This is a genomic window from Frateuria flava, assembly GCF_017837635.1.
Taxonomy (GTDB): domain Bacteria; phylum Pseudomonadota; class Gammaproteobacteria; order Xanthomonadales; family Rhodanobacteraceae; genus Frateuria_A; species Frateuria_A flava.
In genome coordinates, this window is the sequence record NZ_JAGJRS010000028.1 from 1 (window position 1) to 16,509 (window position 16,509).

The following is a 16,509-nucleotide window of genomic DNA, read 5'->3' on the forward strand; positions in this document are numbered from 1 at the left end:
CAGCCTTGATTACCGACCTCCCATCACCCGCATCGCCATGAACAACCTGGTGGGTTTACACAGCTAGCCGCCGACTTCCGTCGCGCCGGCGTTTGCCCTACGTCCGCGCGATGCGAACCACCCTTACGCGCCGGCAGGCGAGCAAAGTCCCCCTTGCATGGGGCCTGCGTGTACCGCCCCCAGACAGCGCCGCTCGAACTCGGCAGCGGGCATGGGGCGGGCCAGCAGGTAGCCCTGCACCTGGTCGCAGCCGAGCGCGCGCAATGCCGTGGCCTGCGCCTGGGTCTCGACGCCTTCGGCCACCACTTCCATGCCCAGCGTGTGCGCCAGTTCGATGATCGCGGCGATGATCGCGCGCGGTTCGTGCCCGCCCTGGTCCAGTGCCTGGACGAAGAACTGGTCGATCTTGAGCTGGCGCACCTGGAACTTCTGCAGGTAGGCGAGGCTGGAATAGCCGGTGCCAAAGTCGTCGATCGCGAACTCGAAGCCATGGGCCCGGAAGTCCTGGAGGATCGCGGTCGTGCGCTCGGCGTCACGCATGGCCATGCTTTCGGTCACCTCGAACATGATCTGCGAGGTCTGCAGCCCGGCCGCGCCGACAATGCCCGCGGCGGTCTGCACCAGCCCCGGCTGCTGGATCTGCATGGGCGAGAGATTGATCGCGATGCGCACGGGCGCGAGGCCGCGATCATGCCAGTCGCGCAGTTGGCGGCACGCTTCGCGGATCACCCATTCACCAAGCCGGGCGATCTGACCGCTGCGCTCGGCCACACCGATGAACTCCAGTGGCGAGACCGCGCCCAGCTCGGGATGGCACCAGCGCAGCAGCGCCTCGGCGCCGACCAGCGCGCCGGTGTCGCCGTGGTGCTTGGGCTGGAAGTGCAGCGACAGGCTGCCGTCCTCCAGCGCGGTCTGCAGGCCACGCTGGATCGCCAGCATGCGCATGGCGCGGTCGCGCATCGACGGGTCGTAGCAACGGTAGCCGTTGCGGCCGCCATCCTTGGCCTCGTACATCGCCGCGTCGGCGTGGGCAACCAGCTCCTCCACGCTTTCGCCGTCGAGCGGGTAATAGGCCACGCCGATGCTGGGGGTGACCCTCAGCGCGGTGCCGCGCACGTCGAAACTGTCCTGCATCAGTCCGATCAGTTGTTCGGCGATGCGCAGCGCCGATTCGGGGCTGCGCATGTGTTCGAGCACCGCGACGAATTCGTCCCCGCCCATGCGCGCCAGGCTGTTGATGTGCAGCGCGCCGGCCAGTCGTCCGGCCACGGCGCGAAGCAGGTCGTCGCCGAAGCCGTGGCCGAGCGTGTCGTTGATGGTCTTGAAGCCGTCCAGATCGATGTACAGCACGGCCAGGTGACCATGCCCCGCGCGGGCGTGCGTCAGCGCCCGCTCCATGCGTTCGGCCAGCAAATGGCGGTTGGGCAAACCGGTCAGCGGGTCGTGCGTGGCCAGATGGCGCAAGCGGCTGTTGAGGTGATCGAGCGAACCGGAAAGCCGTTGCGCGCGCACGTACAGCCTTGCCACAAGCTCGGACAGAGCCAGCGCCGATCCCATGGCCAGTACCGCTGCCATGCCCACCACGCTGCCGAGCCATACCGTGCCCGGCGAGGCCTCCAGCGTCGACACGGGCCGGTCGCCGTAGGAGAGCCGGGTGGTGAAGTCCAGCAGCACCACGATCAGTGCGCCCATCAGCGCCGACAGGAACGCGCGTCGGACGTACAGCCCGCGCATCGGCCGCGGACGGAACGCGTGCATCAGGCGCAGACCGGCAGCGACCCCGAACGCGCACAGCAGGACCCAGTAGAACCACACCCGCGGCTGATAAGTGACGCCGCCGGCCACGTGCAGCGCGCCTTCGCTGAACATGTGGATGCAGGCCACGCCCACACCCAGACCCAACGAGCCGCCAAGCCAGCGAAGCCGCCCCATCACCGCGCAATCGGCCACCCACAACAGGCCCAGGCCAACGGCCAGCGCGGCCATGCCGGAGGCCGTGCTCAATACCGGGTCGAACGTGCCTACCGCCTGTGGCAGGCGCGCCAGCATGCCGACGAAATGCACCGACCACAGGCCAAGGCCAACCATCCAGGCGCCCACGCCATACCAAATCACGCGATGGGCGGGCGTACGCGAGGCGGCAATGCGTCGGGTGGCATCGACTGCCTGATACGCGATCAGGCTGCCGATGAGCAGCGAGAGCAGCTCCAGACTGAGGCGATAACTACCGACCATGGCGTCCCCGAAGCCGACAAGCCGGCATTTCTCCGTGCTGTAGCGGCCACTGCGCCTGTTCCTTTAGCCCCGTCCCGACATCGCGGAAGGCCCTGCGCCGTCAGCCCGCGTCCTGGAGCAGCTCCCTGACCCGCGCCACCAGTTGGTCGATCACGAACGGCTTGGTCAGCACCTGCATCCCCGGCTCGAGCTGGCCGCTGCCCATCACGCTGGTTTCGGCGAAGCCGGTGATGAACAACACCCTTTGCCCCGGCAGCAAGGCGCGCGCGGCATCGGCGAGCTGGCGTCCGTTGAGGCCGCCGGGCAGGCCCACGTCGGTGATCAGCAGGTCCGTTCGCAGGCCAGCGCGCAACAGCTCCAGCGCTTCGCCGCCATCGGAGGCCTCCAGTACGGAAAAACCGTGATCGCCCAGCACGTCCACCACCAGCATGCGCACAGTCGGCTCATCGTCGACCACCAGCACCGTCTTGCCCTTCGGCAGATCGGCGACCGCCGCGAGCGTCGTGCGCCTTTCATCGACGGAAAACTCCCCCAGGTGCCGCGGCAAAAGCAGGCTGACGCACGTTCCCTCACCGGGTTGCGAACGGATCTGCACGCGGCCGCCCGACTGCTTGGCAAAACCGTAGATCATCGACAACCCCAGGCCGGTTCCCCGCCCCAGTGGCTTGGTGGTAAAGAACGGTTCGAACGCACGAGCGACCACCTCTTGCGGCATACCGATGCCGGTATCGCTCACGGTCAACTCCAGGTAATCGCCCGGGGCCAGGTCCAGCGCCCGCGCCGACGCCTCGTCGAGTCGTCGATTGGCGGTCCCGATGCGCAGCTCGCCACCCTCCGGCATGGCATCGCGCGCGTTGATGCACAGGTTGAGCAGCGCGTTCTCGAGCTGGTGCGCGTCGACCAGAATGATCCAGGGCGGATCGGCGTGGTCGACGCCCCATGCGACAGCCGGGCCAATCGTGCGCCGGACCAGCTCCTCCATGCCGCCGATCAATCGATGGGTATCGACCGGCCGCGGATCCAGCGTCTGCCGGCGCGAGAATGCCAGCAGTCGATGGGTCAGTGCGGCCGCCCGACGGGCGGCATCACGCGCGCCGTCGAGATAGCGAGGCAGCTGATCGGTACGGCCCTGATCGATGCGTGCCTGCATCATGTCCAGGCTTCCACTGATGCCGGCCAGCAAGTTGTTGAAGTCGTGCGCCAGGCCGCCGGTGAGCTGGCCGACCGCTTCCATCTTCTGCGCCTGCAGCAGCTGCTCCTGCGTCTGGCGCAACGCCTCGGCCTGCTCGCGTTCGGCAGTGACATCACGCCCGTAGGCGTAGACCAGGCCGTCCTCGGCCGACGTGCTCCAGGAGATCCAGCGCAGCGTACCGTCGTGGTGGCGGTAACGATTCTGGAAGCCGGTCAGGCGCTGGCTGGCGGCCACCGCTTCGAGTGTGGATGTCTGGTCCGCGGGCCAGACCCACTGCAGGAAGTGTTGTCCCAGCAGATCATCCGGCGCGTAGCCCAGGATCGCCGTCCACGCCGGGTTGACGCGCAGGAACAGGCCGGACGCGTCGACGACGGCCAGCAGATCGCGCGAGTTCTGCCAGATGCGATCGCGCTCGGCGGTGCGCTCCTCTACCTTGCGCTCGAGCGAAGCGGTGAGCTCGCGGACTTCCTGCTCGGCGCGACGGCGCTCGATGACTGCGCGCGTGCGCTCGCCCACTTCGCGGACGAAAGCCAGTTCCTCATCGGTCCACTCGCGCGCCGTGGCGTGATTGAGGTACAGCAACGCCACGAAACACCCGTCCTCGGTGATCGGCATGTTGACCACCGACTGCGCGCTGATCGCCTTGAGCGCGTCGGCGCGAAAGGCCGTGCGAGGGTCTTTTTCGGCATCGGCGAACACCACTGTTTCGCCGCGGCGCAGGTTCTCGATGTAGCGGCCGTAGTCGCGGAAATGCAGCACGCCGGCGAGACTGCGAATGCCTGGCGCGTTCCAGTCGCGCTCGATGGTGATGGTTTCTTCGGTAAGGTCGATCGTGCCGTAGCCGGCGCGGCTGACGTCCAGCGTGCGCCCGAGGATCTCGCCGGCCGCGAACGAAAGCTCGGCGGGCGATTGCGCGTCGCGCAGCCGGTCGCCCAGCTCGATCAGCAGCGCCTGGCGCCGCGCGTGGGAGTGCAGCGCCTGCTGTGCAAGGTGGGCCTCGGTGACGTCGTGGCCCTCGACGAAGATGCCGGTGATTTCGCCCGTCTCGCCGACCGTCGGCGCATACACGAAATCGAGATAGCGCTCGACCGCCGGCAGGCCCGAAGCAGGCGTCAGGCGGATGGGAACGTGCGAGGCGACGTAGCGTTCGCCGCTGCGGTAGACCTCGTCGAGCAGCTCGTGAAAGCCCTGTCCTTCAATCTCGGGGAAGGCCTCGCGCACGGTGCTGCCGATCAGTTCGCGCCAACCGGTCAACTGGTGATAGGCGTGATTGACGAACTCGAACTCGTGCCGCGGCCCGCGCAGGATCGCGATGAAACCGGGCGCCTGCTCGAACAGCTTGCGCTGCCGTTCGCGTGCGGCCGCCTGCTGGCGCTCCAGCGTCACCTTGCGGGTGGTTTCCATTGCCGAGGCGAGCAACCCGGCGATGTGCCCCTGCTCGTCGCGCAGCGGTGTGAAGGAGAAGCTGAACCAGCGTGGGTCATGGGTGGCGCCACCGGCAAGCGCGAAGGGCATGTCCTCGACCCACTGCGGCTGGCCGGCGAACACCTCGGCCACCATCGGCTCCAGGACGTCCCATATCTCGGCCCACAGCGCCGCCGCCGGTTGGCCAAGGCCCGCGGGATGCTTGGTGCCGAGGATCGGCAGGTACGCATCGTTGTAGATGGTGGTCAGCTGTGGCCCCCACGCCACCAGCATCGGCTGACGCGCCTCCAGCACGATGTCGACGACGGTCTTCAGACTTTGCGGCCAGCTCCGGAATGCACCCAGCGGGGTTTTCGACCAGTCATGGCTCCGGACCTGCATCGGCAACACTCCCCCGCCCGCCAGGCGCGTTTCGTCGGCTTCACTCGGAGACGCTGTCGTCGAATCGCTGTGCATGGGCGCAAGCAGGTCCAAAACACCAGCTTACCGCCTGCACTCCCTCCTGCCTGCACTCCTCAGGCGATCTTTCTGCACGCGATTCCCACCGGCCGGCACGGCATATCGACTACTGCTCGACGCCACCGTCCCGCCGTTCGGGGCACGCGTCGGGAGGGCTGGCGAACATGGGAGGTACGCCGCCGGACATGGCCGACTCCCTCGCCAGGGCGGGCGCGAGACGTTGGATTACGGGGTGGCTGCTGGCGCTGGCGGGCAGCCGGATGGCGGGTTGGGACTCGTCGATAGGCATGGCGGTGGATTCCGCGTTTCAAGTCGGGCGACGATGCACGAACGGCAGTGCAGCGGGCGTGTGTATGGCGAGGTGCCGCGCGGCGGGCCCGGCCCCACTCTTTGACGCCACCAATCCAAACGCGCCGTCGCCGGCTCACCCGTTCAGGCGCGGCCACCGCGCGTCGGAGCGCCCGGCGGCGGATCGAGCCCGCCATCACCCTTGCCGCCAACGCCGTGGCCCTTGGTCGAGCCGACGCCGCTTTCCCGATGCTTGCGCTCTTCGATCTGCTGCTGCAGATCCAGGCCGGTGCCGCCGGTCTGGTAGGTGGGACCGTTTTCGGGCACCGGCAGGATCGCCTCCGGGTCGACTGGCTCGCCCATCGCCTTCTGCCCGTGCGGATCGCCGAAACCATGGTGCGGGCGCATCTGGCCGTTCCCACTTTCCCCGCCGGTGCCGCCGGCCGGCTCGATGGATTCGCGCGTTTCGCCCTCGACCTGGACCTGGTTCTGCTCGGCTCGCTTGGCGATGGCGTCCTGCAGGTTCTCGTTGGTTCGACCGCGCGGGTCGTCGATACTGCCCATGGGCTTCTCCCGTTCCGGTTGCTGGGTTCGATGGTGCCCGAGCGAAGGTCAGCAGCGCGTGCAGCGACAATGGCCGGAGCGTTAGGCGATTCGTGCACATGCGCCACGGCAAGCTCGCGCGACGCCATGTACAGGCCAACGACCATGCAGACCGAAGCCTTCCGGCTCGCGCCCCACGACTGGGTCCCCAATCACCCGCGCCTGCCGGTGCTGCTCTACCACGAGGCGATCGACGACCTCGGAGACGATGCCGCATCGACGTTCGAGACCCGCTTCGACGACAACGGATGGCCACCGCAGTGGCGCGCGGGCATCTACGACTTCCACCACTACCACTCGAGCGCGCATGAAGTGCTTGGCGTGGCCAAGGGCACGGTGCAGCTGGTGCTGGGCGGGCCGGGAGGTCGCGAGGTCAGGGTTGGCGCGGGGGACGTGGTGCTGCTGCCCGCCGGCACCGGACACTGCAGCATCGAGTCGAGCGACGACCTGCTGGTCGTCGGTGCCTATCCGCCCGGGCAGAAGTGGGACGTCTGCCGCGAGGCGCCGACGCAGGAGATGGTCGACCGCATCGCGCAACTGCCCTTCCCCGCGTGCGACCCGGTCAGCGGCGAACACGGCCCGATGCTTGCGTGCTGGAACCTGTCGTCCTCGTGAGCGCGCTCGCGGCGCCTACGAGGATCGGGATCTAAGGTGATCGAGGATGGCCGGCAGCGGCCCGGGAATTTCCCGCGCCAGGAATCCGAGCGATCCGACCGAGGATTCCAGCGCACGCCCCGCCTCGGCATGCACGAACACGCCCCACAGCGCGGCCTGTAGCGGATCGCCACAGCGCGCGGCCAACCCCGCGATCACGCCGGCCAGCACATCGCCCGAGCCGGACGTGCCCAGTCCATGGCAACCGCCGGCGTGGACCCACAGCCGGCCGTCCGGTGCGGCGACGTAGGTGGTGGCGCCCTTGAGCACCAGCACGCTGCGCGTGCGTCGCGCGAAGCTGCGCGCCAGCGTCTGCGGTTCCTGCTGGACCTGCGCTTTCTCCTGCCCGGACAGCTTGGCCATCTCGCCCGCGTGCGGGGTCAGCACCCAGGGCTCGCCGGGGGGCGCACGCAGGTCCGGCGAGAGTGCGCCGGCGTCGATCACCAACGTGCCCGCGGCATGGCGCAGCACCCGCTGCAACAGCGTGGCCGTCGCCCGCGTAGGGCTCATGCCCGAACCCACCAGCGCTGCGTCGCAGCCGTCGAGCGCCTGGTCCAGCGCGGCGTTGCCGCGCACGATTTCGCCCTGGGCATCGACTGGCAGCCCCAGCACCAACGCCTCGGGCATCGCCACCGCGAAAGGCAACGCCACGTCCCCGGCGGTGGCCACTTGCAGCTTGCCGGCACCGGCACGCAAGGCTCCGGTACCGGCGAGCAAGGCCGCGCCGGGCACGCGGCGTGAGCCGCCGATCACCAGCACCCTTCCGCGCTGTTCCTTGCCGCCGTCCGGATCGGGCAACGGCATGCCGCGCAGGAGCCGCGCGGTGAGCCGCTGCGGCTTCACCTCCGTCGGGCTCATCGGGCGCCCTTGGGCCGGTCCGATTCGATCGTCACCGGCGAGCCGGCTTCCACCAGCGGTGCCACGAAATTGGTGCGCTGGAGCAGCAGACCGCAACCGTCCGGCGCCTCCATGTATTCGGTGATGCCGCAGTTGGGCACGTCGCCGTTGCGATCGATCGAGAGGATGGTGCTCTCGTCCATCTGTTCGAGCAGATAGCGGAAACAGTTCACGATGACCTGGTGGGCGACGATCATCACCCGTTCGCCCGCGTGGTTGCGCTGCAGGTCGCCAAGCATGCTGCGCAGGCGCAGGACCACGTCGCACCAGCTCTCTCCGCCGGGCGGGCGGAAGTAGAACTTGCCCACCAGCTGGCGTTGCTCGGCCAGCTCCGGGAACTTGGCGCGGATGCCGGCGCGCGTGTAGCGGTCGAGTACGCCGAACTCCTTCTCGCGCAGGCGCTCGTCGACCACCACGTCCTGGTGCACGCGCCCCAGCGCGGCGGCGACCGCGATGGCGGTCTCTGTCGCGCGCTTGTAGGGCGAGGCCATGAAAGTGGTGGGCCGGTCGCTTTCCGGCAGTGCCCGTACCCAGGCGCCCAAGGCCTGCGATTGCTCCAGCCCCAGCGGCGACAACGGCACGTCGGCATCGCGATGCTTGAGGTCGATCAGCGACGCGCCCGACGCCTCTGCATGATCGCGCGCGACGTTTCCCGCGCTCTCGCCGTGGCGGATGATCCACAGCCGCTGTGGCCAGCCCACGTTGCCCTGTATGACCGCTGCTCCCACGCCGCTCTCCCGTTCTGCAACAGGCCGAGCTTTGGCACGCCGCGCGTGAATGGCCGGTCGACCGGCGGCAGGCCGGCGCCGCCCCTGTGCCGGCCGCCGAGCGCCTGAGCTTTTTCCTAGCGTCCGTTAGACGATGGCCTCACGGTCGTCCGGCCAACATCACCTTACGGGCCGCCACCGCGTTGACGCCCGTCCGCCCACCGCGCCTGACCGTCGAACGAGACCCACGCCATGCGAAATCCCCTGCAACTGCGCTGCAACCAGTTGGAGCGCTCGATGCGCGCCCTGCACGACGAATGCGACCGCCTGATGCGCGAGAACGCCATGCTGCGCGAGCGGATGCAGGGCGCCGGGCAGTCGGTGCAGCGGCTGGATGACGAACTGGCGCGCATCGCCTCCGGTCCGGACGCCGAACGGGATGCTTTCGTGATACGCGCTTCGTCGATGCGGATGTACTAGGAAGTGCCGCCCTGGAGTTCCCCCGACACGCCTGTCAGGGGGAACTGTCGGCTTTTCGTTGGTCTGGCTCACTGCCAAGGCGCTTGGCGGCGTCCCGCATCCCTTTGCTGATGGCCTCGAATACGGCCCGCGGGTAGCCCTCAGGCAGGCGCTCACCCAGATCATCCAGCACAACAGGCGTGCGCTCGACCAGCTCGGCAATCATCGCTGGAACCTCGGGCAGACCCAGGGATGTTCCCATCTCGACCCAGTGCCAGCGGTGAATGCCATAGAGATCATAGTGGCCATGTTTTCCCGATACCGCCATCGCCAGGCTCGCCTCGCGCGGATCCAAGCGATTGACACCGCGGCCCATGATGGGATAAGCGGAAAGGATGTCGTAAAGGGGCGCAAGACGGTAGTTTCCGCCAGGCAGCAGGGCCAGGCTGAAATTTTTTGCATGGCCGTCGGTGGCGCCCATCAGCCAGAACAGCAGTTGGCTTCGAAAAAATGCCGTGCGATCCTTTTCGGCATGCTCGGAACCACGTAAGACATCCATGATTTGCCGGATGCCTGGGCCTCCATCGGCTTCATACTTCTTGCTCGGCATCACGCCCAACGCCTGGCAGAAGTCTTCCTGTGGGTTGCGTATCCACCACGAGTGATCGTCCGAGAGGGCGCGGTCGAAGCGTTCGACGACCAGGGCCTTCTGGTCTTCAAAGCGACCGATCTGTGTGCTGGCCACGGAAAGCCCGAAGGCGCGCGCGATTTCCATCGACAGCCACTCGATTTCGACCGAGTCGCGCATATCCGCCTGCATGTTGCCCACCAGGCCCAGCGGCAACTTGAATATGTGAGTGCTGGGGGTTGACCGCTGGGGGATGCACCACTGTCCCTCATGCCGAAGAAGCGCCGTTTTCTCCTGGGCTCCGGCGATGGACAGGCGGAATGCCTCGCGCTCCCGCCGGCCCAATGGCCGGGCCAGCGTGGTGTCCCGCAAGACTTGCGCTACACCCGCCTCGGTCAGCGGATCGGCATGGATGGCGTGCACGTCGTCCGGCGACTTCCCGGCCGGCATCAATTGCACCGCACCGACACAATCCCGTCCTATGGCCGCGAGCAGATCGAACGCGGAGGTGCTTGCGGCAGCGTATCGATCGCGCAATCGATGAAGAATGCGGTCGTTGTCGGGCAGAAGATTATCGAAGTAGGCAGCGACCGCTGGCGGAGGCAACGTGGCGCCTGCCGCAACGAAAGGCAGTGACAGGGACAACGGCCGGCCTTCGGGTGCCGCCATCCATGCGTCGTCATAGGTCAGTTGGTCGACCCCGCTTCGGGTGCGGGACCAACGGCCGACGTACAAGCCGTTCATCCAGATGTCGATGGCGCGAACGCGGCGAGCCACGGATTACCAGGCCGCTTTGGCCGGAGTCGTGGATTTGACCGTTTTCGGCGTACCCGTCGATTTCTCTTGCAGACCGAGTTCCAGCCCCAGTAGCAGGCAAAGTCGATGGACGCGGTCGAAGGAAGCTTGGCCGGCGTTGTTCTCCAGCTTGGACACAGCCTGCGAGCTTATGCCGAGTTGCCTGGCAACATCCGCCTGAGTCATGCCGCGCTGCATGCGAGCAGCGCGAAGCTTCGGGCCGAGCTGGTTGGGGAGCCGGATGACATCCATGGGACTCAACCTGCAGGTTGAAAGCGTCAAAACCAACTTACAGGTTGATAAGGCCGATATCAACTCCTGGGTTGAGTCACGCTGGCCAGGTCTCAGGCCACAGTTTCCCCCGGAGATACGCCGTTCGGGGGCAGCCATGCCCAGGCAATTTCAGGCCAGCGTACCGTGGCGCGTGAACCAAGCCCCGCAGTGCGGGGCATAAGTGTTTGCCCGGGACGGATGCTTCAGGCGAACGGATCGTCCAGCACGATGGTGTCATCGCGATCGGCGCCGGTGGCCACGATGGCCAGGCGGCAACCGGACAGCTCTTCCACCGCGCGCAGGTAGGCGCGGGCCGCGGCGGGCAGCTTGTTCCAGTCGCGGATGCCGGCGGTGGATTCCTCCCAGCCGGGGAACTCCAGGTAGACCGGCTTGCATTCGGCCCAGCCGTCGGCGTCCAGCGGCGCCAGCTCGCGGCGCTTGCCGCGGTACTCGTAGGCGACGCAGACCTTGATCGACGGCAGGCCGTCGAGCACGTCCAGCTTGGTGATCGCCAGGCCGTTGATGCCGTTGATCTGCACGGCGCGCTTGAGCGCCACAAGGTCGATCCAGCCGCAGCGGCGCGGACGGCCGGTGCTGGCGCCGTACTCATTGCCCTTCTTGCGCAGCAGCTCGCCCATCTCGTCCTCGAGCTCGGTCGGGAACGGGCCGCCGCCCACGCGCGTGGCGTAGGCCTTACAAATGCCCAGCACGTAGTCGATGTCGCCCGCGCCCACGCCGGTACCGGCCAGCGCGCCACCGACGGTGGTGTTGGACGAAGTGACGTACGGGTAGGTGCCGTGGTCGATGTCCAGCAGCGCGCCCTGCGCGCCTTCGTACAGGATGTTGCCGCCCTCGGCGCGCACGTCGTGCAGGATGGTGGCGACGTCGTCGACCATCGGGCGGATGTACTCGCCCCAGGCCAACGCGTCGTCGAGCACCTTCTGGTAGTCGACCGGCTCGGCCTTGAGCCATTGGGTCAGGATGAAGTTGTGGTACTCGACCGCGGCCTTGATCTGCGCCGGAAGCTCGTGCGGGTACATCAGATCCGCCACGCGGATCGAACGACGGGCGACCTTGTCCTCGTAGGCCGGGCCGATGCCGCGGCCGGTGGTGCCGATCGCGCCCTTGCCGGCGGCCGCCTCGCGCGCCTTATCCACGGCGATGTGGTAGGGCATGATCAGTGGCGTCGCCGGGCTGATCTTCACGCGCGAGCGCACGTCCACGCCCTGCCCTTCCAGCTCGGCGATCTCGTTGATCAGCGCCTCGGGCGAGAGCACCACGCCGTTGCCGATCAGGCACAGCGCGTCGTCGCGCAGGATGCCCGAGGGAATCAGGTGCAGCACGGTCTTCTTGCCCTTGATCACCAGCGTGTGGCCGGCATTGTGGCCGCCCTGGAAGCGCGCCACGGCACTGACCCGCTCGGTCAGCAGGTCGACGATCTTGCCCTTGCCTTCGTCGCCCCACTGGGCTCCAAGGATGACGACTGACTTGCCCATGAAAGTTCTCGCTCGTTGGGTGCTCCCGCGGGAGCCGTGAGTGTGGGAAACAGGAAAAGCTTCAGCGCATCAGTTGCAGCACGGCCAGCCCGGCGATCACCGCCACCGCGCCGAACACGCGCAGCGTGCGCGGCGAAAGCGCCAGCGCCTGGCGCACTATCGACTGCCAGTGGCGCGGGGCGGCAAACAGCATCAGGCCTTCGAGCACCAGCACCAGGCACAGTGCCACGGACAGTTCGTGCGGCATCGACCGTCAGCGCTTGGCGCTGTCCTCGAAATAGCGCAGCAGTTGGGAATCGGGCTTGAGAACCAGCGTGCCGTGGCCATCGGCGAAACCGGTCTTGTACGCCGACAGGCTTCGATAGAACGCGAAGAACTCCGGATCCTGGCCATAGGCGCCTGCATAGATCGCGGCCGCCTGGGCGTCGCCCTGGCCACGCACGGCCGCCGCGTCGCGCTCGGCGTCGGCGCGCAGCACCTGACCCTGGCGGTCGGCGTCGGCGCGGATCTTCTCTGCCTGTTCCTGGCCGGTATAGCGCAGCTCGTTGGCCAGCTGCAGGCGCTCGGCGCGCATGCGCTTGTAGACCGATTCGCTGACTTCCTCGGGCAGGTCGATGCGCTTGATGCGAACGTCGACCACGGCAATGCCGAGATTCTTGCGGGCGGCGGTATCGGTCTGCTTGCGCACGCGCTCGGTGATGTCCTTGCGGCCGCCAGCGATCAGGTCCTGCAGGCTGCGCGAGTTGAATTCGAAGCGCAGCGCGTCCTTGACAACCGGACTCAACCGCTGCGCCGCCTGGTTGGCGTCGCCGCTGGTGGCGCGGTAGTAGGCGGCGTTGTCGGCGATGCGCCACTTCACGTAGAAGTCGACGTTGACGCTCTTCTTTTCCGAGGTGAAGTAGCGCTCCGGCGGGGCGTCCAGGCCCTGGATGCGGCTGTCGAAACGCATCACCTGCTGGATCAACGGTGCCTTGAAGTGCAGCCCAGGCGTGTAGTCGGTCTGCACGATGCGACCGAACTGCAGCAGCAACGCGCTCTGCCCCTCGCGCACCACGAAGGCGCTGTTGAGCCCCAGCAGGACCAGCAGCACGATGATCACGGTCCAGACGATCTTCATGGCTGGTTCCCCTTGTCGCTGGCGTCATCGGTGGTGACGGTGGCCGCCGCCGGGCTGGCCGGGGTGGTCGGCGGCAGGTTGATGATGGTTCGACCGTTGGAGCCGTCGATGACCTTGCGATTGCCGGCCATCACCTGCTCCATCGTTTCCAGCCACAGACGCTTGCGGGTGACTTCGGGCGCGGCCTTGTACTGCTTGAGCAGCAGGCTGAAGCGTTCGGCATCGCCCTGCGCCCGGGCGATGCGTTCGGCCTTGTAGCCGGCCGCCTCGGCGGCGATGCGCGAGGCGTCGCCACGCGCTACCGGCACCACCTTGTTGGCGTAGGCCAGCGCGTTGTTCTCGATGCTCTGCTTGTCCTCGCGCGCCTTGTTGACGTCGTCGAAGGCGTCCTTGACCTCGGCCGGCGGCGCGACGTTCTGGAAGCTCACGGCGGTCACCTGCAGGCCGCAGTGGTAGCTGTCCAGGGTCTTCTGCAGCGCCTGGCCGGCCTCGCTGACCAGCGCGGCGCCTTCGCCGGACAGGATCGTGTCCATGTCGTTCCGCCCGATCACCGAGCGCACGGCCGCCTCGGAAGCGGCGGCAATGGTGTTCTCCACATCGTCCACCGCGAACAGATACGCACGCGCATCGTTCACCTGGTACTGCACGGTGAAGTCGATCGTGATGATGTTCTCGTCGCGCGTCAGCATGCGCACGCTGTCCTGCAGCGAACGCACGCGGGTGGTTTCGACCTTGGTGACGGTCTCCACCGGCTGCGGCAGCTTGAAATGGAAACCTGGCGGCAGCGTGCGGCTGTACTGGCCGAAACGCAGCACGACGCCAGCCTGGCGCGCATCGACGATGGTGTAGCTGCTCAGCAGCAGCCAGGCCAGCACCAGCGCCAGCACGATGGTGATGATGCCGCCGGGGCCACCGTGCTTGCCCAGCCGGGCGCGCAGGCGCTGGAAAACATCGTCCAGTCCGTTGCCGTTGTTGCTGGGGCGCTTGCTGTTCCAGGGATCGCGCGGGCCGTTGCCGGGTTCGTTCCAGGCCATCTCAGTCTCCTTGGGACAAGCGGCAGGCCGGCGGGACGGGCCGGTGAATGTGTTGCGGAATCAGGGTCATGGAAACGCGGCGTCGAGGTCGGGGATGGGTGAACCGCGGCGCGCCGCGATCGATCTCGGTGCGGGCGGAGCAAACGCCGCACAAACGCCGGTTAGTCTAGCAGAGGTGAATTGAGGCGTGGCTTCGACGTCGCACCGGTCCACTTTTGCAGGGAGCCCCGGGGCGATGCTTTTGACCGCCCTGCCCCGAAAGCATCAACCAGCCGGCTCCTGCGGGAGGCGGCGCCCGAAGCGCTCAGGGCGCGTCGGGCGACCCGAGCACGCCCCGCAAAAGCGCCGCGTCCTGTGGATGTCCGCCGCCCAGCGGCGCAATCACGCTGCGTGGGGCATCGATCTGCAGGCGCCATCCATGCTCGTCCACCGACTCTTCGGCGATGGCGCCGGCGGCACGCAGACGCGCGTGCAGGCGACCGGCCGACAGCGGCAATTGCAGTTCGGTCTGCACGCGCTCGCCGCCGAGCAATTCGCCCAGCGCCTCACGCAGCAGGTCCAGTCCCTCGCCAGTGTGGGCGGACAGCCAGACCTGGGTAGGCCGCCCGTCGCCATCGCGCACGATCCGCGGCTCGGTGCCCGCGCGCGGTCCGTCTTCACCCTCGCGCAGCACGTCGATCTTGTTCATGACATGCAGCTGGGGCACGTCGCCGGCGCCGATCTCTTCGAGCACGCCGTCGACCACGCGGTGCAGGCGCACGCGCTCCTCGTCGGCCGCATCGCTGACATGCAGCAGCAGGTCGGCGTCGCGCGCTTCGGCCAATGTGGCGCGGAAGGCGGCAACCAGGTCATGCGGCAACTCGCGGATGAAGCCCACGGTGTCGGCGAGCACGGCCGGACCGCAGGAGAGGTCCTCGATCTTGCGTACCGTCGGGTCGAGCGTGGCGAACAGCAGATTCGCGGCGAACACCTCGCCCTCGGTCAGTGCGTTGAAAAGCGTCGACTTGCCGGCGTTGGTGTAGCCGACCAATGCCACTCGCGGCACCGTGTTGCGCAGGCGCGCACGGCGCTGCTGGGTGCGCTGCACCTGCACCTTCTCCAGGCGCCTGGTGAGCATCTTCACGCGCTCGCCGAGCAGGCGGCGGTCGGTTTCCAGCTGCGTTTCGCCGGGACCGCGCAGGCCGATGGCGCCACCGCGCTGGCGCTCCAGGTGGGTCCAGCCGCGCACCAGGCGGGTGGCCAGGTGCTTGAGCTGCGCGAGCTCCACCTCCAGCTTGCCTTCGTGCGAGCGCGCCCGCTGGGCGAAGATGTCCAGGATCAGCCCGGCGCGGTCGACCACGCGCACGGCCAGCAGCTTTTCCAGGTTGCGTTCCTGCACTGGCGTGAGCAGGTGGTCGACCAGCACCACGTCCGCTTCGGTCGCACGTACCGCCTCGGCCACTTCTTCGGCCTTGCCGGTACCGATGTAGTAGCGAGGGTTGGGATCTTCCACGCGCGCGGAAACGCTGGCGAGCACCTCGGCGCCGGCCGAACGCACGAGCTCGGCGAATTCCTCCGCGCGGCGAGCAGCGTCGCCCTCGCCGCGGGCGTGGGGCAGCACCAGTACGGCGCGCTCGCCCTTCTTCTGTCTATCGAACACTGGGTTGGCGTGGCCTGTGGGAACGGGTTCGCGCCATCGACGACAGGACGGCGCGGGGCCGGCATTGTATGCCCATCAGCACGCGGCCGTCGGCAAGGCGCCACGACCGATGGCCGCCGGCGGGCCAGGCAGCCCGCCAGCGGCGCGTGGAACCATCCGTGGGGTCAGTCTTCGCCCTCGGTGGGTGCGTGGTTGTCGACATGGCCTTCGTGGCCATTGCCCATGCGCACGTTGCGGCTGGGCACGACGGTGGAGATGGCGTGCTTGTAGACCATCTGGCTCACCTGGTTGCGCAGCAGCACCACGAACTGGTCGAACGACTCGATCGTGCCCTGCAGCTTGATGCCGTTGACGAGATAGATGGCCACCGGAACGCGCTCACGGCGAAGTGCGTTGAGAAACGGATCTTGCAAAGACTGCCCTTTGGACATGTTGTTGTACCCCCTCGCGAACCTTCGCGGGCCGGAGAAAAGACGCGCGCGTGGCGGCCGGCCCAAGTCGCAGCGATCTTAACCGCTTTTAAATGGCGGGCGGAAGCTCGGGAACCACGACGTGCGTCGCGGCATCGCCTGCTGCTTCGCGGGAACTCGTGAATGGCCCGTGGCGAG

The 16,509-nt window shown here is 67.6% G+C and carries 15 protein-coding genes; 2 read left to right on the forward strand and 13 right to left on the reverse strand.

Annotated elements, in window-relative coordinates; translation table 11 throughout:
- Nucleotides 1-123 precede the first annotated feature (123 nt).
- The 3 genes from J7I44_RS13595 to J7I44_RS13605 form a co-directional block, all read right to left on the reverse strand.
- Nucleotides 124-2,235: a putative bifunctional diguanylate cyclase/phosphodiesterase gene (locus J7I44_RS13595; RefSeq protein ID WP_209621871.1), complete on the reverse strand. Its 2,112-nt coding sequence runs from the start codon at nt 2,233-2,235 to the stop codon at nt 124-126.
- A 100-nt stretch (nt 2,236-2,335) separates the two neighbouring features.
- Complete coding sequence (locus J7I44_RS13600; protein ID WP_209621873.1) at nt 2,336-5,233, reverse strand: PAS domain-containing protein; 2,898 nt, start codon at nt 5,231-5,233, stop codon at nt 2,336-2,338.
- A gap of 510 nt (nt 5,234-5,743) precedes the next feature.
- Nucleotides 5,744-6,163, reverse strand: coding sequence for a hypothetical protein (locus J7I44_RS13605; protein WP_209621875.1), 420 nt, complete (start codon nt 6,161-6,163; stop codon nt 5,744-5,746).
- 144 nt (nt 6,164-6,307) lie between these two features.
- Between J7I44_RS13605 and J7I44_RS13610 the strand changes: the two genes are divergently transcribed.
- Nucleotides 6,308-6,817, forward strand: coding sequence for a cupin domain-containing protein (locus J7I44_RS13610; RefSeq protein WP_209621879.1), 510 nt, complete (start codon nt 6,308-6,310; stop codon nt 6,815-6,817).
- Nucleotides 6,818-6,832: 15 nt separating this feature from the next.
- Here J7I44_RS13610 and J7I44_RS13615 read toward each other — a convergent pair whose 3' ends face one another.
- The gene (locus J7I44_RS13615) at nt 6,833-7,714 is read right to left on the reverse strand and encodes an NAD(P)H-hydrate dehydratase (protein WP_209621882.1); all 882 of its coding nucleotides are present in this window, start codon (nt 7,712-7,714) and stop codon (nt 6,833-6,835) included.
- Nucleotides 7,711-8,481 (reverse strand): histidine phosphatase family protein, encoded by a 771-nt coding sequence (locus tag J7I44_RS13620; protein ID WP_209621885.1) that lies wholly within the window; start codon nt 8,479-8,481, stop codon nt 7,711-7,713. Before J7I44_RS13620 ends, J7I44_RS13615 begins: the two co-directional genes overlap by 4 nt.
- A 231-nt stretch (nt 8,482-8,712) precedes the next feature.
- Between J7I44_RS13620 and J7I44_RS13625 the strand changes: the two genes are divergently transcribed.
- On the forward strand, nt 8,713-8,940 hold the full coding sequence (locus J7I44_RS13625; RefSeq protein ID WP_209621889.1) for a hypothetical protein: 228 nt from the start codon (nt 8,713-8,715) through the stop codon (nt 8,938-8,940).
- Between the two features lie 34 nt (nt 8,941-8,974).
- On the opposite strand, the gene J7I44_RS13630 is transcribed toward J7I44_RS13625, so the two are convergent.
- The 8 genes from J7I44_RS13630 to hfq form a co-directional block, all read right to left on the reverse strand.
- Nucleotides 8,975-10,291 carry a type II toxin-antitoxin system HipA family toxin gene (locus J7I44_RS13630; protein WP_209621892.1) on the reverse strand — a complete coding sequence of 439 codons (1,317 nt, stop codon included), beginning with the start codon at nt 10,289-10,291 and terminating at the stop codon, nt 8,975-8,977.
- Between the two features lie 36 nt (nt 10,292-10,327).
- Nucleotides 10,328-10,594 (reverse strand): helix-turn-helix domain-containing protein, encoded by a 267-nt coding sequence (locus J7I44_RS13635; RefSeq protein ID WP_209621895.1) that lies wholly within the window; start codon nt 10,592-10,594, stop codon nt 10,328-10,330.
- 224 nt (nt 10,595-10,818) lie between these two features.
- Nucleotides 10,819-12,111: an adenylosuccinate synthase gene (locus tag J7I44_RS13640; protein ID WP_209621898.1), complete on the reverse strand. Its 1,293-nt coding sequence runs from the start codon at nt 12,109-12,111 to the stop codon at nt 10,819-10,821.
- A gap of 61 nt (nt 12,112-12,172) precedes the next feature.
- Nucleotides 12,173-12,340, reverse strand: coding sequence for a DUF2065 domain-containing protein (locus J7I44_RS13645; protein ID WP_209621901.1), 168 nt, complete (start codon nt 12,338-12,340; stop codon nt 12,173-12,175).
- 24 nt (nt 12,341-12,364) lie between these two features.
- Complete coding sequence (hflC, locus tag J7I44_RS13650; RefSeq protein WP_209621904.1) at nt 12,365-13,228, reverse strand: protease modulator HflC; 864 nt, start codon at nt 13,226-13,228, stop codon at nt 12,365-12,367.
- Nucleotides 13,225-14,262, reverse strand: a complete 1,038-nt coding sequence (gene hflK / locus J7I44_RS13655) for an FtsH protease activity modulator HflK (protein WP_209622000.1) — start codon at nt 14,260-14,262, stop codon at nt 13,225-13,227. The genes hflC and hflK overlap by 4 nt, the downstream gene beginning before the upstream one ends.
- A gap of 304 nt (nt 14,263-14,566) precedes the next feature.
- Nucleotides 14,567-15,901: a ribosome rescue GTPase HflX gene (gene hflX, locus J7I44_RS13660; RefSeq protein WP_209621907.1), complete on the reverse strand. Its 1,335-nt coding sequence runs from the start codon at nt 15,899-15,901 to the stop codon at nt 14,567-14,569.
- Nucleotides 15,902-16,065: 164 nt separating this feature from the next.
- The gene (gene hfq, locus J7I44_RS13665) at nt 16,066-16,332 is read right to left on the reverse strand and encodes an RNA chaperone Hfq (RefSeq protein WP_209621909.1); all 267 of its coding nucleotides are present in this window, start codon (nt 16,330-16,332) and stop codon (nt 16,066-16,068) included.
- Between the last annotated feature and the right edge of the window lie 177 nt (nt 16,333-16,509).

What these genes read in the sequence shown, in the direction of transcription:
- J7I44_RS13625 (WP_209621889.1), top strand. Translation starts at nt 8,713, where the DNA reads ATGCGAAATCCCCTGCAACTGCGCTGCAACCAGTTGGAGCGCTCGATG.
- J7I44_RS13615 (WP_209621882.1), bottom strand. Translation starts at nt 7,714, where the DNA reads ATGAGCCCGACGGAGGTGAAGCCGCAGCGGCTCACCGCGCGGCTCCTG.
- hflC (WP_209621904.1), bottom strand. Translation starts at nt 13,228, where the DNA reads ATGAAGATCGTCTGGACCGTGATCATCGTGCTGCTGGTCCTGCTGGGG.
- J7I44_RS13640 (WP_209621898.1), bottom strand. Translation starts at nt 12,111, where the DNA reads ATGGGCAAGTCAGTCGTCATCCTTGGAGCCCAGTGGGGCGACGAAGGC.
- J7I44_RS13595 (WP_209621871.1), bottom strand. Translation starts at nt 2,235, where the DNA reads ATGGTCGGTAGTTATCGCCTCAGTCTGGAGCTGCTCTCGCTGCTCATC.
- J7I44_RS13605 (WP_209621875.1), bottom strand. Translation starts at nt 6,163, where the DNA reads ATGGGCAGTATCGACGACCCGCGCGGTCGAACCAACGAGAACCTGCAG.
- J7I44_RS13635 (WP_209621895.1), bottom strand. Translation starts at nt 10,594, where the DNA reads ATGGATGTCATCCGGCTCCCCAACCAGCTCGGCCCGAAGCTTCGCGCT.
- hfq (WP_209621909.1), bottom strand. Translation starts at nt 16,332, where the DNA reads ATGTCCAAAGGGCAGTCTTTGCAAGATCCGTTTCTCAACGCACTTCGC.
- J7I44_RS13610 (WP_209621879.1), top strand. Translation starts at nt 6,308, where the DNA reads ATGCAGACCGAAGCCTTCCGGCTCGCGCCCCACGACTGGGTCCCCAAT.
- J7I44_RS13630 (WP_209621892.1), bottom strand. Translation starts at nt 10,291, where the DNA reads ATGAACGGCTTGTACGTCGGCCGTTGGTCCCGCACCCGAAGCGGGGTC.
- hflK (WP_209622000.1), bottom strand. Translation starts at nt 14,262, where the DNA reads ATGGCCTGGAACGAACCCGGCAACGGCCCGCGCGATCCCTGGAACAGC.
- J7I44_RS13600 (WP_209621873.1), bottom strand. Translation starts at nt 5,233, where the DNA reads ATGCAGGTCCGGAGCCATGACTGGTCGAAAACCCCGCTGGGTGCATTC.